The following is a 15,526-nucleotide window of genomic DNA, read 5'->3' on the forward strand; positions in this document are numbered from 1 at the left end:
TCAAGGGTCACTTGGTGGAAAAGGCATCCAGAATACGAACCCAAGAGCGAATTCCCTTATGGAAGGATTCGACGCCATATTGCTCGTTAGGCGAGTGGATACGATCGTCATCCTGGGCAAACCCGACAAGAAGCGAGTCCATGTCGAGCGCTTCCTTGACCTCGGCAACGACAGGAATCGATCCACCGCAACCGATCGATACGGCAGGAACACCCCATTCCTCGCCCAGCGCGGCCAGGGCCGTTTGCAGAAATGGCCCTTCTTCCGGCACGGCAAAGCCGCTCGATGCACCATGCTCGGCAAAGCTGACCTTGGCATCCACCGGCAGGACCGATCGGATATGGGCGCGGAACGCCTCACGCACGCGCTCCGGGTTCTGCCCCGGTACTAAGCGGAACGAAACCTTGGCCATTGCCCGGGCGGGGAGCACGGTCTTGAAACCATCGCCCTCATACCCGCCTGAAATGCCGTTGATCTCGTAGCTCGGCCGGGCCCAGATCTGCTCGATGGCCGTAAAGCCATCCTCACCGGCAGCGCTCGACAGCCCCACCGGGCCAAGTGTCGCCGCGTCATCGGGGAAAATGGCTCGCCACTGCGCGCGAACCGTGTCGGATGGTGCCACCACCCCATCATAAAACCCGGGAAGCATCACACGGCCCTTGTCGTCACGCACACTGCCCAGCGCCTTGCAGAGCAGTTCGATGGGGTTGCGCGCGGCATTGCCGAACATGCCTGAATGAAGGTCGTGCGTGGCGCAGTCGATCACCACTTCCTCACCAACCAGCCCACGCAGCCCCGTCGTGATCGCCGGCGTGCGCCGATCGGGCATGCCGGTGTCGCAAATCAGCGCCACATCGGCCTTGAGCTCTGCGGCATTGGCCTTGAGGAACGGCATCAGATTGGCCCCGCCGCTTTCTTCCTCACCCTCGATCAGGATCGAGATCTTCAACGGCAGATCGCCCTTGATCGCTTTCCAGGCACGGCAGGCTTCGATGAAGGTGAGCAGCTGTCCCTTATCGTCCGATGCACCACGCGCCACGATGATCTTGCGGCCATCGGCCTCGGTCACAATGGCGGGGTCGAAGGGATCGCTCTTCCACAGATTGAGCGGGTCCGTGGGCTGAACGTCATAATGGCCATAAAACAGCACATGCGGGCCGGATGACGCTGTCTGTTCATGACCCACAACCATCGGGTGCCCGGCTGTTTCACGCACGCTGGCATCGAACCCGAGGGCTGAGAGCTCCTCACGCAGCCATTCGGCGGCGGTCCTGCAATCGGCAGCATGTTTCGGCTGGGCCGAAACACTCGGTATGCGCAGGAAGGCAAAAAGACGATCCAGACTTTTTTCCAGATCCCGGTCGACCTGCTGCAATACCGCTGCCGTGCTGTCAGTCACGCATCTCTTCCTTTACCAAGCTCTGTCGCAACAAGGAGGCAAGCGTATCGCGATAGACGGTCGTCATCGCTCGTGCCTGCTGCCTCGCCTCATCGGACAGACGCTGCCACGTCTCCCGATCCTGATAAAGGGTGATGATCGCCTCTGCAAACGCTGTCGGATCGAGCAGCGCTGACGCGGCGCCTTGCAATGCTGCCTCACCGCCCGTGACGGCAGGCAGTCCGCAAGCTCCGGCGGCAAGACGGTCGAATGCCACATGGCCCTCAACCTGATCGGGTGTAATCAACAGGCGGCATTGCGCAGCGAGTGCCGCGAAATCTGCCTGACCATCACGCAATGGCGCGACATTCTGATGATGCGTGATCATTGATAGATCATGCGACTGGGTGGTTTCACAGGCCAGAACCAGTCTGACCGGTTCGGCCAGACGCCCGTTGAGGCGCGTCATGACGTTGCGCACGAACCATTTGAGAAAGGTTGCGCTGTAACCCGGCGCCGTCGCGGGCTGAGCGGCAAAAAGCAGGCCGTGTCTGTTATCGAAGTCCGGACTGTCATGCAGGGGCAGATCATCCCCAAGAATCGTCACGCCGGTGACACCAACCTTGCCAAGCACCTGCTCCTGAGCCACGTCGGCAACCACAATGTCCTGGCAGAACCAGGCATTGGCGACTTCATCCGCCAGTACCTGATCGAAATCGGCCTCGTCAATTCTGTCGCGAACCGCCTGCACCTTGCGGGCGTCAAACCGGGCCTGGACAGCATCCAGCGACCGCAAATCCAGAACCACACCTTCCTCAGGCAGAAGGGCGGCCTTGTCATTGAAGAGCTGGAACACGGCATTGAGCGTATGGCCGCCCATGATCCAGATCTGATCGAAGCCGCGCGGGCGCTGCTCGATCAATTGCCCCAAACACTCAATACCCCCCTGAAGGTGTTCGATTTCGTCAGGCAGAGTGGCGCTTATCGTCTCTGTATGCGGGCGCTGCTCATCCAGGGCAAAAACCGTAGACTGCAGACCGAGCGCCACGAAAGCACGGCACAGGGATTGCAGGCGCTCGCGCTGCGTGGGCTGAGCGCTTGAAATTGCCCTTTTGACAAGAAGGATGCGCTGCCCCCAGCGAACCGGCTTGTGCAACATGATCGCACTGCCAGGGCGATGCGGCTGATTTCCACGAAGCACTTCTGCAAAATGGCGACGCAGTATCAACGCCTCCTGCGCTACGAGCGCCTCGCCGGCTATCTCGCGTTCAGGCACACGAATCAGAAAATTAGGATCGTAGACTATACGACCGGAACGCATGATCTGGCGCAGGGTCAGGCACAGGCCAGCCCATGAATGCGCGGCGATACGCAGCGCACCAAGCCCGTCATCGATTGCGGGTATGGCACGTAGTACACTGGTGCGACACAGCAGGGCGCCGCCCCCGACACCGTCACAAGTACGCACGAAGTTCACGATCGGGGCAAAAGCGTCCTCACCCGCACCATGAGCCGTGCAACTCCCATCACGTGCAACACTCACACCGGCCTCGACGACCCGCAGATCCAGTCCCAGTATCTGCGGTGCGACAGCAATGACACCCGGCTGCGCGAGACGGGCGATAGCTGTGTTCAGTGCCACGGCAAATAGTGTGGTACCCGGATCGATCAAAAGAACCTGAGGTGCTGCGATCGCAGCGCCAGCCCGTCGCCAGCCCCCCTGCAGATTGCCCTGTTCGGAGGAAATTACCTCGAGACCGTAGGCGTAGCGCGCGACATTGGCCGTTTCATCCCGCGCATGACCACTGAGCAGAATGACCTGCATTGCCCCGCAATTGACATCGTGCAGCGACGCAAGCGTCTGGATCAGATCGAGGAATGTTTCAGGGGCATTGATGATCACGCTAAGGGCAGGCTGGCCTACATAGCGAAAATCGAGCGGTGTCCGGGCGAGAAGCGGCAACAGACTCTCACCGCGCAAGGCCTGCAGGGATGCCAGCGCGCGCAGTGAGGGAAGCTCCGGAATGTCCGCTTCGTTTGCTTCGCCATCGCGCTTAACAAAGGCCGTGTACGGGTTGTCGCAGATCGCCTTCCAGTCCGGCATGTCACCGTCACAGGAGAAGGGGGGGAAAGCGATCTCCTTGGTCGCACGACGTCCCTCGAATACACCAAAGCGCACGAAATGCTCATAGCCGTTCCGAAGCGCACGCGCGGCGACCTGCCTGCCCACATCCTCGTAGCGCGCGAGATAGAAAGTCTCATCGAAATACGGGGTGGGGGAGTAGGCCGTAGGTGTCTCGTTGGAGAGATAATGATGCAGGGGCGAAGCATATTCCCCGCTTGCGATCTGCGCCGAGACCTCGGGGTACTGGTCGAGATACCAGACCGGATCGAAATACCAGGACGTACGCAGGGCTCCGAGATCTGTGCTTGTCAGCAGACGGGAGAATTCCCCCGTAGCCGGATCGAACGGCAAGCGATTCTGGAAGATCCCTGCACGCAGCAGATCGGGGACAAAGAACGCGGAACTGGCACGCCGCTCCACCTGCCCAATCGCCAGATAATGGTCGTAGCCATTGGCAAAGCCCAATTCACGCACCAGCGACGGGGTCAGATCGGGGTTGAGGCTGAAATATCCCCCTTCTGAAAACAGCCAGTGGCAGGAGCGGCCGCGATGACCCGTCTCGCAATAATGCTGAAAACCGGAGTCAAACACCCCCATCCGGATGCCGTTCTCAACATCGAAATGCGCCCTGCGATACCAGATTTCATCGAAATACCGGTTGGGCGAATGAGCATAACGAGCCCCGTCACGTAGCCAGAACTCATAAAGTCCCCGGTCATCCGGCATGCTGCCCACCATGCCGATTACTGCATCCCGGTAGCGCTCCCGATACCAGTCAGGATCGAAAACGGCCCAGAGCGGGACATGGGCGCGCGGCTCGTCGCCAGGGCCGTACGCAGAGGGGATATCGGGGGTCTGTGTCATCGTTCCGGTCCGGGCTTATCAGGGCGCACGTGTCTCAGGACTGGGCGCGGCGGCTCAGCATGAGCGCATGAAAATCGACAGGCTGGATATTGGCCACCGGGAAACCCGCCTCACGGATCAGGCTCAGCAGCACATGGCGTGCAGAGGGGAAAAGCCGACGCGGCGCTTCGACCAGAAGCAGTTCCTCCAGCATGTCGGGGCTGGCATTCTGCACAGTGAAAATACCCGAATACACCAGTTCGATCTTGTACAGCGTCTCGGGCTCAGGCGTCTCGGGCGTGGGGGCCGTGCGATAACCAAGCCCCTGGAGTGCCAGGCTGACTTCGAAATTCGGCTGATCTTCGGCAAGCTGGCGGGCATTCACATCAATACGCAGGCCAATATGCGGTCTGGCAGGCAGATTGAAAAATACTTCGGGGGCCCCGACAGAAGCAATCGTGGAAGATTTCAGATACTGCATTCCAGAGACGAGCAATGTCTCCAAGGCAGCCTGATCTGCACGTCCAGACTGCTCCTTGTTCTCACTTTTTGACATGACGTCTCGTTCCTTTGATGTCTTTCTATGACTATGCTTGCCAATAACAAGCATAGCGCGCCAGTGCTTCTGTCATGACTTGGCGATCAAGACCAGATGAACCAGACCAAACCACGGCTCTGTTCATATTTTAAAACAGATCCGGCTAACGCCCCTGCACGCTCCCGCCCGGGAACAGGCTGATCCGCTCTTGTCAAAAAGACTGATTACGCAGGAATCCGAGAGCCGGCAGCGGCGACCAGCTTCGAGGCAGTTCAGCACGACCGATTTGCCTAACATCGTAACGCAGCGGTGCCTTTTGCTCCGAAGCCAGAAAATGCCGGTATTCGTGAACCTGACGGCTGCGCCACTCACAATCGGCCTGGGCGGCCTCACGCGTGGCATGCACATTGGCGATACGACTGCGCCGCCCCTGCCAGGCCATGACGGCCCATAACCGATCCGTATTCGGCAGGGGCGGTCGGAACATGATAAGCTGGGACATGATGGGGTTAAGCCTCCCTCAGGACCATGAGCGGCCTGCCACGCCACCACGCCATCTGCCTTGGGGTCAAGAAAAAGCAACAAACCTTGCCGCTGACAGGAACCCGGGCTAAGGCGATACGATGAATGCGCGGCACGAAATTCTTGCGCCGATAACCCGGAAATAAGGGGTCTTTGTGATGGTTCGCCTGCTCGTTATCGTCGTTTTTCTTGTCATTCTCATCACTTTTGCTTTGAGCAACCCCGATGCACAGCCTCTATGGATTGTGTCCTATGGCTGGCAATTCTCGGTCGGGATGCTGGTTCTGGGCGCAGGCGTTGCCAGCTTCCTCATTGGCGGTTTCGTGATGTTCATCGGCGAGATCAAGCAGCGCTCACGAGCCCGCAAGGCCGAGCAGCAGGTGCGTGCCCTTGAAACGCAGGTGCTTGACCTTCATCAGCGTATTGACCGCCTGACGATCGCAACTGACCCAAGCCGCGCGCCCTACGAGACCCAGACCAGCACCGTTCCGCCTGCCCCCTGACTTGACCAGGCCTCCCCATCCGGGCGGCCTGCCCCGTTCCAAGCCCCTGTATCGAGACAGTTTCATGAAACGTACCCGCCTGATCGCCGCCCTCGACACCCAGAGCCTGGACCAGGCGCGTCACTGGGCGAGCGCGCTCGATGGTCATGTCGATGCGATCAAGCTTGGTATGGAATTCACCTATGCCCAGGGTTTTTCCGCCCTGCGTGAGGTCGCAGGCCGCAATCCGCTTTTCCTCGATCTCAAACTGCATGACATCCCTAATACGGTCGCGAAGGGCCTGAGCAGCCTCGCCCCGATCGGGGCGTCGCTGCTGACAATCCATGCCAGCGGTGGCACCGCCATGATCGCGGCAGCACGACAGGCAATCGATGCGAGTTACCCGCCGCTCCACCGGCCGGTACTGCTGGCCGTGACCGTACTGACCAGCATCGATGAGGCCGCCCTGCGGGAAATCGGTGTGCCCGCCACACCCCGTGAGCAGGTAGTACGTCTTGGGCGTCTGGCCATGACGGCAGGGGCGGACGGCCTCGTGTGCTCGGCCGAGGAGATTGCCCCCCTGCGTGATGCGCTGGGTGACGCGCCCGTTCTGGTCGTGCCCGGCATCCGCCCTGCGGGGACAGAGGCCAATGACCAGAAACGCATCATGACACCCCGTCAGGCCGCGCAGGCAGGGGCAGACTGGATTGTTGTTGGCCGCCCCATTACCCAGGCCACCGATCCCGCAGCTGCTGCGGCTGCGATCCAGGCCGAGCTGGCCACGGCATGAAGCCCGGCAGGGCTGAACAGGGCGCTCCTGACGGTAAGGCGCCAGTGGGCGTGAAGATCTGCGGGATCACAACCGAACTCGCCCTTCAGGCCGCCTGCGCGACGCAGGCTGACTGGATTGGCCTCGTATTTTATGACCGCTCACCACGCCATATCACGCCCGCATCGGCACAAAACCTCCTGGCGCGACATCAGGGTGCCACGCCCGATCTTGTCGGATTATTCGTCAAACCGGATGACAGAGCTATCGAGGCGGCCCTTGATGCGTGCGCGCTCGATGTCCTGCAAATTTACGACACGCCAGAGCGTGCCTCTGCCATAAGAGAGAAATTCGGACGGCCGGTCTGGCTTTCATGCCCGGTTACGACGGAGGACGATCTTCCTCGTGCCAATGACGTGGACGCGCTCGTGATCGAACCACGCGCCCCAGCCTCGGCAGCCAATCCTGGCGGGAATGGATTGCGTATGGACTGGAACGTTTTTCGTGACTGGCTCGCGCCTTCCCCGTGGATGCTGGCTGGCGGCCTTACTCCTGACAATGTCGGCCAGGCAATTGCCGAGAGTGGCGCACGCTTCGTGGATGTCTCATCCGGCGTCGAGACCGCGCCCGGCCAGAAATCAGCCTCGCTGATACGAAACTTCGTCAAAAACGCCCGCACTCCGTATCGCAGCCCTTGCGCACCCCATAAAAACTGATATGGTCCGCCCGCGCTGGAGAGATGGCCGAGCGGCTTAAGGCGCACGCTTGGAAAGCGTGTGTACGTTAATAGCGTACCGTGGGTTCGAATCCCACTCTCTCCGCCACTAACTCCTTGAAAAACAAGAAAATTATGCCGCTCGCATATGCGAGAGCGGGTTTTCTCCAAAACTCTTCTCCACTTTGGAGAAGCGTGTTTGCTTCGTCTTGTAAAAAGCCACTACCATTTTCGCAGGGTGGTCCCGGTCGCAATACGCGATGTGGTGGGCAAGCGTGAGCTTTGGTTCAGCCTTCATACCGCCGAGAGGTTTACAGCCAAAGGACGTGCGTCTTACCTTTATGGGCAGACATCAATCCTGTTCCAGAGAGCCCCCTTTATGACTCCCGCTGAAGTCGCTCAGCTCCTGAAAGAGCAGGCAGAAGCCTATGAAGCCATACTTCTCGCAGAGCGTAAGGAAGCCGAACTTGCTCGCGCCGAGCATCTGCTTCAGAGGCTCCAGGACCACACGAGATCCAAAAGCCAGATAGACAAGATGGTCTCTGCCTATGAGGAGCTATCGAAGATACTGGACCTTCACGCTATTCGTGTGAGCCTTCGTGAAAACATGCTTCAAGAGCGGATTGATGACCTCAAAAGTATCATCTCCGAGATTGCCAGACCAACCGCACAGCCTCTGCCTTCCGCCTTACCCGAGGAAAAGCCAGAAACGCGCCCCAAAGGGATTCGCAAAGCCAAGCTTCCCATCTCAACGGTCGTGACCAAACATCTTGAGGGTAAGAAAGTCAGCAGTCATACCATCAAAAACGCGAAGAAGACCCTGCAACTCTTCATATCCTGCTTTGGTGATATGGATGTCAGAGACATCAACGGAAGCACCGTGGGTGATTTCAGGGATGCGCTTCTCTCCCTCCCCACCGTTCATGGCAGAGGGCGCAAAGGTCTCTCTATTCAGGAGGAGATTGACAGGGTTCTAAGCGAAGAGCTGGAAACCATTGCTCCCAAAACAGTGAAAAATCACTTCTCCCGCATCTCTCCGGCATGGGCAGATTTGGTTCGTCGTGAGGTTGTTTCACGCAACCCGTGGCAAGGTTGGGACTTCGATACAACCCAGAAGGTTATCCGACGCGCCTGGACAGAGCAGGAACTGACGACCCTCATAACGACGCGATGGGAACGAACCGCCATCAGCGAAAGAACGTTTCGGGGCATGGTGACGATGGCTCTCTACACCGGCATGCGACTCGGAGAAATCGCCAACCTCCGCAACGAGGATATTATCGAAAAAGATGGCATCCTCTGCTTTGTGATTGGCCCTCATGACGACGGATGGAAGCCCAAGACTCCGGCAGGCATACGGGTCGTCCCGGTTCATTCAGAGCTGATGAGATTCGGCATAATGGATTACACGAAGAAGGGTGAGAGATATCTCTTCTCCGAACTTAGAGGGTCAGATGTTCGCTCTCGTGGCCAAACATTTGCCAATGAGTTTTCGAAACACAAAACCAGTCTTGGCCTTCCTCTAGCCGTAACGTTTCACGGCTTCCGCCATACAGTCTCGACACGTTTACGAAATGTCAAAGCAGACATCAGAGAGGTGTGGATTGATGCTCTGCTGGGGCATGAAGCCTCCCATAAATCCATGGGTACATTGAATTACCTTTCAGGCATCGACACCGAGAATCTCCACGAGGTCGTGGAAAACATCCGGTACCCGATGGAAATATTCACCATATAAACAAATACGCTTATCTGGGTGCTATACTCCCACCTACAGCCAGAAATTGACCCAGACCGGCTGCACGAAGGAGTAACGCTATGATTTGCACCGCTGACAGAGAGTATACATCATTTATCGCATCTCCATTTGTGTGGGGAATGCGTAGGATGATGTGCAATATGAAGAGATAGAGAGTTATATCAGGACCGACAAACCAGACATCTGGCGCAGGCTGTATCCCCTGCATGGGTTCTACAAAGACCAAATCACACGAATAACCGCAGAAAACTGCATCTTTCTCGCCTGTTACGAAGAGGCTGAACAGGTCGCCCGTGAGGTCATTGCATGGGTTGAAACACAGCCAGATGAACTGGTTTCAGGGTTCGACCTTCTCTCCCAATCTCACGCCGAGCTGAGGGAACTCAGACGAATCACCGGGCGTGTCTTCACACGCAAGACGAACAGATTACGGCGCAATCTCCGCAGGGCTATCGGTCTGCGTCCGGAACACGACGAGGTTCAGCAGGACTTCGATAACGCCAGAACCGCAAGCGCCAAAAACTTCATCATCATCCCCGATGCAGAACACCCCGAACAAAGCCTGTCAGCTCATGATTTGCGCCAGTTCCATCTTCGCAGGAGCTATGCGGTAAATCTTGCCATAGCCGATGGGATTCATGACCTCGCCGTCAACTTCCTCGATTACGCCGGATTGTTCCTGACCCTCACCCTGCCGGGGGAATACCGCAACTGCTCCTATGAACAGGCCAAGACTGAAATCAGCAGACGCTGGAAGCGTGTCAGACGCTGGAAGCGTGTCAGACGCAAAGCCCGGGACAGGGATATTCCCCTGCTGGGTATGACAGCGCTGGAACTGCATGAGGATGAAACACCGCATTATCATATCCAGCTCTATGTCTCACCTGAACACAGGGCATGGGTCGAGGAACAGATACTCGATGCGTTCCCCAACGAATGCGACAGACGAGATGAGGCTATCAAGGATATCCGCGATGTCGCCAGAGCGTCACATTACACGACCAAGGACCATGGCAAGCCTGAAACCAGCCTGACCTTCATCGGACTGAGGAAAGACATCAAGCGCCGTTACCGAGGTGTGTTCGAGGGCAAGGACACCAGCACCCTCTCTGAATGGCGTATCAGCAGAGCCAGACAGCTCATGAAGCAGAAGACACTCGGAGGGGCTGTCCTTCTGCTTTTGCGTGGGTTTGCTGATGAGAGACTGAACAGGCTGTCAGCTCGCCATCCCGATCTCCATTATGCCGGAACCGATACCCAGAAACTGCAAACCATGTTCCTGCATACCCTTCATTTCAGGGTCGTGAAGGATTTCAGGGAGACAAACACATCTAGGGATTCCATGATTTCAAAGGCGCCGAAGCAGGAGAACACAGTCTCTCACTCTGGTCCTGTTCCAACTTGTTTATATAAGAACCAAGAAGGTGTTCGAGCTTATGGTCTGGCTTGCGAGTGTATAGGCTCCCTTGGACAGCCTCCTCCTGCAACCGAGGCAAAATCCTTATCGTCATGGACTTGCAGTATTCGGCTTACCTCCTTCATGATGCATGGGGAGATGACTTCCTGACAGGCTGGAGACACATAGGTTGAAGCAATGGGCATCCATCCTCTCAGTCATGTCGTTCTTCGTGCCCTTTCACCTTTCGCACGCGAAACCTGCACCTGCCCTCAGGAAGGGAGAAGGTTTCGACACGAATATGAAAAGCATAGAGTCCTATCAGGTTACGGGAAAATATCATCCACCTCCCGGATACCAGGACACCCCATCAACCGACATAACTCATGGTCCAGACCCCGATGACACATCGGCAATGCGTAAGGACCCTATCACGGGAACCGACCTGACCAGATTTGGGTCCGCCTATATGGATAGTAATCCGGTGAAAACAGGCAAGCCCGGTGACGCCACTGGCAACGTTGCTTCAAGAGACAATTTTTCTCACTAACCCGGAACATGGTATCCGGCTCTGCTTGAGGCAGAAAGGCGCTCAAGAGCATCTCGTTTTGCAAGCATTGGCATGCTCTACAAAGTGGCAGGGCTGACCCAACCACCCGCCCCCCTTGCATAATCCCGTGTCACAATAGTCCTCAGAAACGAGGACACATCATGAAGACGGAGACATTACACATCCGGGTCAGACCCGACGAAAAGGCAAGGATAAAACGCAAGGCAGGCACCCGCAGGGTTTCAGACTGGTGTCGCCGGGTTCTGCTTAATGAAATGGCAGGCGGAAGCCTTATTGCTGAAGAGCTTCTGGCTTTGCGTCAGGAGCTGTCAGCGATAGGTAACAATTTGAACCAGATTGCCCGCAGGCTGAACAATGGCGAACAGGTTCCTGTCTCCTCCCTGCCCGAGGACATCGATGACCTCAAGGTCCGCATCAATCGCGTGCTGGGGAGGGTCAGATGATACTCAAGAGCAACCCCATCCAAACGTCATCCGGTTCTGGCGCCATTTGGCATCATCTCGTCGAGAAGACCTGCGATAATGAACGCATCCATGCATGGAAAGGCAGACGTCAGGATATCGACGACTGCATTGCGGATGCCACGGCTTTCGGTCGCGTCAATGCTGTCCAGCACTTTCAGATATCATCACGCGAGAAATTGACGACCGAACAGTTTGCCGACTGCATCACGATGCTGGCGCAGGAGTTCGGATTCAAAGCGTCCGATGTCGCCCTTGCGGTCATTCACACCAAGACACGCCATGATAACGAGGCCGATAACCGCCACTGTCATATTCTGGTCCGCACAACCAATGCAGAGACAGGCAAGGTTCTAGATGTGTCACACCGCTACGAAAGACAGGAAAAAGTAGCCCGTCTGTTCGAACTGAAGCACGGACTGGAGCTGACCAAGGGACGCCACAATTTGGCTGTGTATCACGCCGTTCCAGAGGAGTACCGCGAGAGATTACAGGTGCTCTGTGAAGGCTCTCTCCCAAACTCAATCCTCTCGGACCCGCAATCCAGACGCAGTCAGAGACAGGGAGGGAAGCCGTTCGACATCAAATATCGAGTGCGTGACCTCTATGCCGGGAGCACAGACTGGCAGGCCTTCCAGAGTGCGATTTCCTCGCAAGGCTGGTCCCTGATGGCAGGAGACAGGAAACCTGGTGTGGTGCTTCTCAAAGACGAACACGGCGTCATCGTGGGCTCACTGTCCCGCCTGCTTGGTGTTCGCAAATCAGAGTTCAGCGCCTTCGTTCTTGGCCATGAAACATCTGAGCAGAGCGCGATACGTCAGGGACATAAGGAAGACATAGCCAGCCCTGGCCCGCGTGACACATCACGAGACCCAACTGGCAAGGGGGAAACCCCCGTTGACCCCTCTGATGATGAGCATGGAACACCTTCACCGGACCCATACAAACCCTCCGAGGATTCCGTCAGCACAGCCCCTGAACCAGCAAGTGGGAGAAAAATATCACAGCCTGTTTTGAGAACCGGCGCCACCGCTGGGAGTGTTGCTGGAACTGGAGCCGTACCAAACTCATCTGCGAAAACACGCGCCAGTATCACCAGGGGCATGACACAATCGGAAGCTCAGGCCGTCATCGACTTCAACGAAGCGCAGGCAGAAAAGGAACAGCAACTCCGAGACCATCTCCATGACCAGAAACGCTTTGCTGGCCTACTGACCGAGCTAGTCGAGAGCTTCCAGTCCCGCTGGTCTCATCTTCCTGCCGAACCTCATCCCGACCCAAAATCGCGTGATACAGCGTATATCAGGGCTGGCCATGAGAAGCGTCTAGCTGGATTGAGACAGGACTGGCTGGATGCAGAGGCCCGTGTCACCCTATGGACGCCATGGCACAAAGCAGAGGCCCGCAAGGCCAGAGCCGTCTTCGATGAGGCATTGAACTCGTTAGGCTATCACCGACACGATATCGGCAAGCTGGATATGAGCGACGACAGCAATTTCTTATATGCCATGAAATGGATGGCGGACTGGATTGTCCGCAGTCGCGAACACAAACACCGTGACTGGATGAACCTACCCGAGGTGAAGGACTATCTGAAGGAGAAACAGGCCCTGAAAGAGGTTCTGGCCTATCTCGGAGACACGCAGGATAACGAGGTCATGCAGATTGCCCGCATCAACCTTCTCTCTGCCAAGGCCCGTGTCACCACATTGCGTCAAAGAGCAGACAGAGGGGCGATGGAGACACGTGATGTGCAATCAGGCACAGGCGGAGGCAACAGACCACGCAACGCCTCCCATACGCCTTCTCCAACCCGTCCCACATCAGCCAGTCCCCGCCCTTCTCTGTCTGGCATCATGGGCATTGTATGAGGGGACAAGTTAGCCGAGGGGATAATTCCCCCCGGATGACAGCGTCAAAGCTCCGGCTTCAGCGATGACGCCTTGCCAAGTTTTGCATCGACGGATGCATTGAGTTGTTTCAGCAATTCGGTTGCCACCATGCGTTCGGCCCGCATGTCGTGCAGGTCGAAGCTGATATGGCCTATATTGGCCGGATTGCCTGACACGCTCTGGAGACGCACCTGCAACAGCCCTGTCTCTCCCGGCACGTCATAGGTCGAAATGTTTTCGCTTCGGGGCGAGACAGCGTGAATCACACCCTCGATTTCCTGCCCCGCCATATTGGCATAGAGCTGGCGACTGGCTTCCCCATAGGGTCCGGGAGCTGGCAGGTGCAGACCATATTTCCCGACGACTTCCTCCTGCAATGTTGCAAAGGTCGGAGCGCTGTCGGGAGCAAAGGAGACATTCCGCTCTATCTGCGTGACCACAGACCCCATCACAGGGGCAGAGAGCGTTATCTCGATGGTGTCATCGCCTTTGGAGCATTGCATCTGCCTCGGGAAGAACTGCGTCTCGACACTCGCGCCCTTGTAGGTGGTGGAGATGGCCGTGTTCACGATGTTCGGGTCACGCAGGCACCAGCTCCTGAGAATCTGCGTGGCCTTGTCCTGCGTCATACCCAGAGACAGGCCGAGGATACTGGCATTCCCCAGACGATTGCCCAGAGGCATGTAGGAGAGCGTCTGCTTCAGATGCACCCCGCCATTATCCTCGGGAGGCTGGGCTGACCTGTCTGACAGGCCGAGCAGTTTGCCACAGGCAGGGCTTATCATGCCCTGATTACGCGCCAGCATGCATTCGGTCATGGTCTGGGCCTGAGCCGTGACAGGCATCGTCAGGACGAGGAGGGCAAGAGCGTGCTTCATGGTCATTGCCTCACCCCGCTACCACCGCTGATATGCTTTATGGCAAAGCGATGGGACTGAACGATGTTGTTCCTCAGCGTGACGTCGAGGGATTTGCTCTCATTATTGGTCCGTGTGCCGATGAAACCGAGACCCACAGCCTCCTGAGCCAGGGAGAGGTTATCCTCACGGCCAGACGTATAGGCGTAGCTCCAGATGGTCGCCCCGTTCTCCTGAGAGATTTCCGAGGGCGCACCGAAACGACGCTGGACCTCATCACCAGTCGTGACACCATCATGGATGGCGCTCTCGACCTCAGAGGCGGTGAGGTTTTTCATCGACGCATCACCAGCAGACGCACAGGCGGTGAGACCTGCAAGCATGAGCAAGGAGAGCAGAGAACCGAAGGGTCTCATGAGATGTCATTCCTTATGATGTGGAGGAGCAAAAGACGGGACGTGCAGGCAGAACCCAGAAGGCAGACGACTCACGAGGCGCCGGAACTGCCGAGCCAGCCCCTGTGCGTCAGGCCGAAAGCGACTGTTGAAGCTTGGGGTTATTCGCCACGGCTTTCTGAATGACGGCGAGCGCTTCGCTCTGATTATCCCGTATCATCCGCATGCGATGCATGGCGCCGATAGCGACCAGAACCAGACACGCAAACAGACCTTTGAAAAAGGCGCCAGTACCAGCGTCGCTATATGTGAGGGGGAAGTACAAGGAGACGCCGAACACCACAGCCAGCACGGCGAGATATTTCAGGGTCAGGCGCTTGATGCCATGGAAGGTCAGCGCACGAGGTAAATCCACCGGATTGGTCCAGAACTTTTGGAGCGTCCGGTTATGCATCACGACATGACCCGTTGTGGTTTGACCATCGAGCCCCGCCCAGAGAACACGCACTTCCTGCCCCTCTCGCAAGGGATAGTTACCCCTGCCCTGCCACTCACGCCCAGAAGGCGCGATGACCCAGAAGCTCTGGTGATGGGTGGTATGGACATTGACCCGTGGTGCATCCACCTGAAGACCGCCAGGTCCGCAATCCCTGACCTGTCCTCCCGAGGTTGTGGTGTGGGTCTCGGTCCATGACCGCAAACCGCTGACCCGTCCCTGGATTCCGTGAATCCAGACCTTGCGACCGAAAATCTCGACATCCATGCCGGGTGCATCCCCTCCGATAAACAGGGGAAAAACAGACGCTCATTCAGGGAAGAACGA

14 protein-coding genes and 1 tRNA gene are annotated in these 15,526 nt (G+C 57.3%); 8 read left to right on the forward strand and 7 right to left on the reverse strand.

All coding sequences use genetic code 11. The annotated features are described in order from the left end of the window. Positions 1 to 7: 7 nt before the first annotated feature. From P5689_RS06550 to P5689_RS06565, 4 genes are all read right to left on the reverse strand, one after another. Positions 8 to 1,399 carry a M20/M25/M40 family metallo-hydrolase gene (locus P5689_RS06550; RefSeq protein ID WP_023979853.1) on the reverse strand — a complete coding sequence of 464 codons (1,392 nt, stop codon included), beginning with the start codon at positions 1,397 to 1,399 and terminating at the stop codon, positions 8 to 10. Next, positions 1,392 to 4,367: a hypothetical protein gene (locus tag P5689_RS06555; protein WP_285532554.1), complete on the reverse strand. Its 2,976-nt coding sequence runs from the start codon at positions 4,365 to 4,367 to the stop codon at positions 1,392 to 1,394. Before P5689_RS06555 ends, P5689_RS06550 begins: the two co-directional genes overlap by 8 nt. A 34-nt stretch (positions 4,368 to 4,401) precedes the next feature. Next, positions 4,402 to 4,902 carry a protein-export chaperone SecB gene (locus P5689_RS06560; protein ID WP_023979855.1) on the reverse strand — a complete coding sequence of 167 codons (501 nt, stop codon included), beginning with the start codon at positions 4,900 to 4,902 and terminating at the stop codon, positions 4,402 to 4,404. A 193-nt stretch (positions 4,903 to 5,095) separates the two neighbouring features. After that, the gene (locus P5689_RS06565; RefSeq protein WP_023979856.1) at positions 5,096 to 5,386 is read right to left on the reverse strand and encodes a hypothetical protein; all 291 of its coding nucleotides are present in this window, start codon (positions 5,384 to 5,386) and stop codon (positions 5,096 to 5,098) included. Between the two features lie 178 nt (positions 5,387 to 5,564). On the opposite strand from P5689_RS06565, the gene P5689_RS06570 reads away from it, so the two are divergent. The 8 genes from P5689_RS06570 to P5689_RS06605 all read left to right on the forward strand — a co-directional run bounded on the left by P5689_RS06570 (position 5,565) and on the right by P5689_RS06605 (position 13,430). Beyond that, positions 5,565 to 5,909: a LapA family protein gene (locus tag P5689_RS06570; protein WP_285532555.1), complete on the forward strand. Its 345-nt coding sequence runs from the start codon at positions 5,565 to 5,567 to the stop codon at positions 5,907 to 5,909. Positions 5,910 to 5,973: 64 nt separating this feature from the next. Further along, positions 5,974 to 6,678, forward strand: a complete 705-nt coding sequence (pyrF, locus tag P5689_RS06575; RefSeq protein ID WP_285532557.1) for an orotidine-5'-phosphate decarboxylase — start codon at positions 5,974 to 5,976, stop codon at positions 6,676 to 6,678. Beyond that, positions 6,675 to 7,373 carry a phosphoribosylanthranilate isomerase gene (locus P5689_RS06580; protein ID WP_285532559.1) on the forward strand — a complete coding sequence of 233 codons (699 nt, stop codon included), beginning with the start codon at positions 6,675 to 6,677 and terminating at the stop codon, positions 7,371 to 7,373. The genes pyrF and P5689_RS06580 overlap by 4 nt, the downstream gene beginning before the upstream one ends. Before the next feature lie 17 nt (positions 7,374 to 7,390). Then, positions 7,391 to 7,481, forward strand: a tRNA-Ser gene (locus tag P5689_RS06585). A gap of 90 nt (positions 7,482 to 7,571) precedes the next feature. Further along, positions 7,572 to 9,110, forward strand: a complete 1,539-nt coding sequence (locus P5689_RS06590; RefSeq protein ID WP_285532561.1) for a tyrosine-type recombinase/integrase — start codon at positions 7,572 to 7,574, stop codon at positions 9,108 to 9,110. A gap of 154 nt (positions 9,111 to 9,264) precedes the next feature. Continuing rightward, positions 9,265 to 10,698, forward strand: coding sequence for a replication endonuclease (locus tag P5689_RS06595; RefSeq protein WP_285532562.1), 1,434 nt, complete (start codon positions 9,265 to 9,267; stop codon positions 10,696 to 10,698). 540 nt (positions 10,699 to 11,238) lie between these two features. Continuing rightward, positions 11,239 to 11,541 carry a plasmid mobilization protein gene (locus tag P5689_RS15615; protein WP_336718316.1) on the forward strand — a complete coding sequence of 101 codons (303 nt, stop codon included), beginning with the start codon at positions 11,239 to 11,241 and terminating at the stop codon, positions 11,539 to 11,541. Continuing rightward, positions 11,538 to 13,430 carry a relaxase/mobilization nuclease domain-containing protein gene (locus tag P5689_RS06605; RefSeq protein WP_285532564.1) on the forward strand — a complete coding sequence of 631 codons (1,893 nt, stop codon included), beginning with the start codon at positions 11,538 to 11,540 and terminating at the stop codon, positions 13,428 to 13,430. Before P5689_RS15615 ends, P5689_RS06605 begins: the two co-directional genes overlap by 4 nt. Positions 13,431 to 13,474: 44 nt before the next feature. On the opposite strand, the gene P5689_RS06610 is transcribed toward P5689_RS06605, so the two are convergent. The 3 genes from P5689_RS06610 to P5689_RS06620 form a co-directional block, all read right to left on the reverse strand. After that, positions 13,475 to 14,335 (reverse strand): hypothetical protein, encoded by an 861-nt coding sequence (locus P5689_RS06610; RefSeq protein WP_285532565.1) that lies wholly within the window; start codon positions 14,333 to 14,335, stop codon positions 13,475 to 13,477. Beyond that, positions 14,332 to 14,724 (reverse strand): hypothetical protein, encoded by a 393-nt coding sequence (locus P5689_RS06615; RefSeq protein WP_285532566.1) that lies wholly within the window; start codon positions 14,722 to 14,724, stop codon positions 14,332 to 14,334. The genes P5689_RS06610 and P5689_RS06615 overlap by 4 nt, the downstream gene beginning before the upstream one ends. 109 nt (positions 14,725 to 14,833) lie before the next feature. Beyond that, complete coding sequence (locus P5689_RS06620; RefSeq protein ID WP_285532568.1) at positions 14,834 to 15,466, reverse strand: hypothetical protein; 633 nt, start codon at positions 15,464 to 15,466, stop codon at positions 14,834 to 14,836. Positions 15,467 to 15,526: the final 60 nt, after the last annotated feature.

It is taken from the genome of Asaia sp. HumB (assembly GCF_030263835.1).
In the GTDB taxonomy this organism is placed as follows: domain Bacteria; phylum Pseudomonadota; class Alphaproteobacteria; order Acetobacterales; family Acetobacteraceae; genus Asaia; species Asaia bogorensis.

Excerpts from the sequence above, each read along its gene's own strand:
- P5689_RS06555 (WP_285532554.1), bottom strand. The coding sequence starts at position 4,367 with ATGACACAGACCCCCGATATCCCCTCTGCGTACGGCCCTGGCGACGAG.
- P5689_RS06560 (WP_023979855.1), bottom strand. The coding sequence starts at position 4,902 with ATGTCAAAAAGTGAGAACAAGGAGCAGTCTGGACGTGCAGATCAGGCT.
- P5689_RS06565 (WP_023979856.1), bottom strand. The coding sequence starts at position 5,386 with ATGTCCCAGCTTATCATGTTCCGACCGCCCCTGCCGAATACGGATCGG.
- P5689_RS06570 (WP_285532555.1), top strand. The coding sequence starts at position 5,565 with ATGGTTCGCCTGCTCGTTATCGTCGTTTTTCTTGTCATTCTCATCACT.
- pyrF (WP_285532557.1), top strand. The coding sequence starts at position 5,974 with ATGAAACGTACCCGCCTGATCGCCGCCCTCGACACCCAGAGCCTGGAC.
- P5689_RS06580 (WP_285532559.1), top strand. The coding sequence starts at position 6,675 with ATGAAGCCCGGCAGGGCTGAACAGGGCGCTCCTGACGGTAAGGCGCCA.
- P5689_RS15615 (WP_336718316.1), top strand. The coding sequence starts at position 11,239 with ATGAAGACGGAGACATTACACATCCGGGTCAGACCCGACGAAAAGGCA.
- P5689_RS06605 (WP_285532564.1), top strand. The coding sequence starts at position 11,538 with ATGATACTCAAGAGCAACCCCATCCAAACGTCATCCGGTTCTGGCGCC.
- P5689_RS06610 (WP_285532565.1), bottom strand. The coding sequence starts at position 14,335 with ATGACCATGAAGCACGCTCTTGCCCTCCTCGTCCTGACGATGCCTGTC.
- P5689_RS06615 (WP_285532566.1), bottom strand. The coding sequence starts at position 14,724 with ATGAGACCCTTCGGTTCTCTGCTCTCCTTGCTCATGCTTGCAGGTCTC.
- P5689_RS06620 (WP_285532568.1), bottom strand. The coding sequence starts at position 15,466 with ATGGATGTCGAGATTTTCGGTCGCAAGGTCTGGATTCACGGAATCCAG.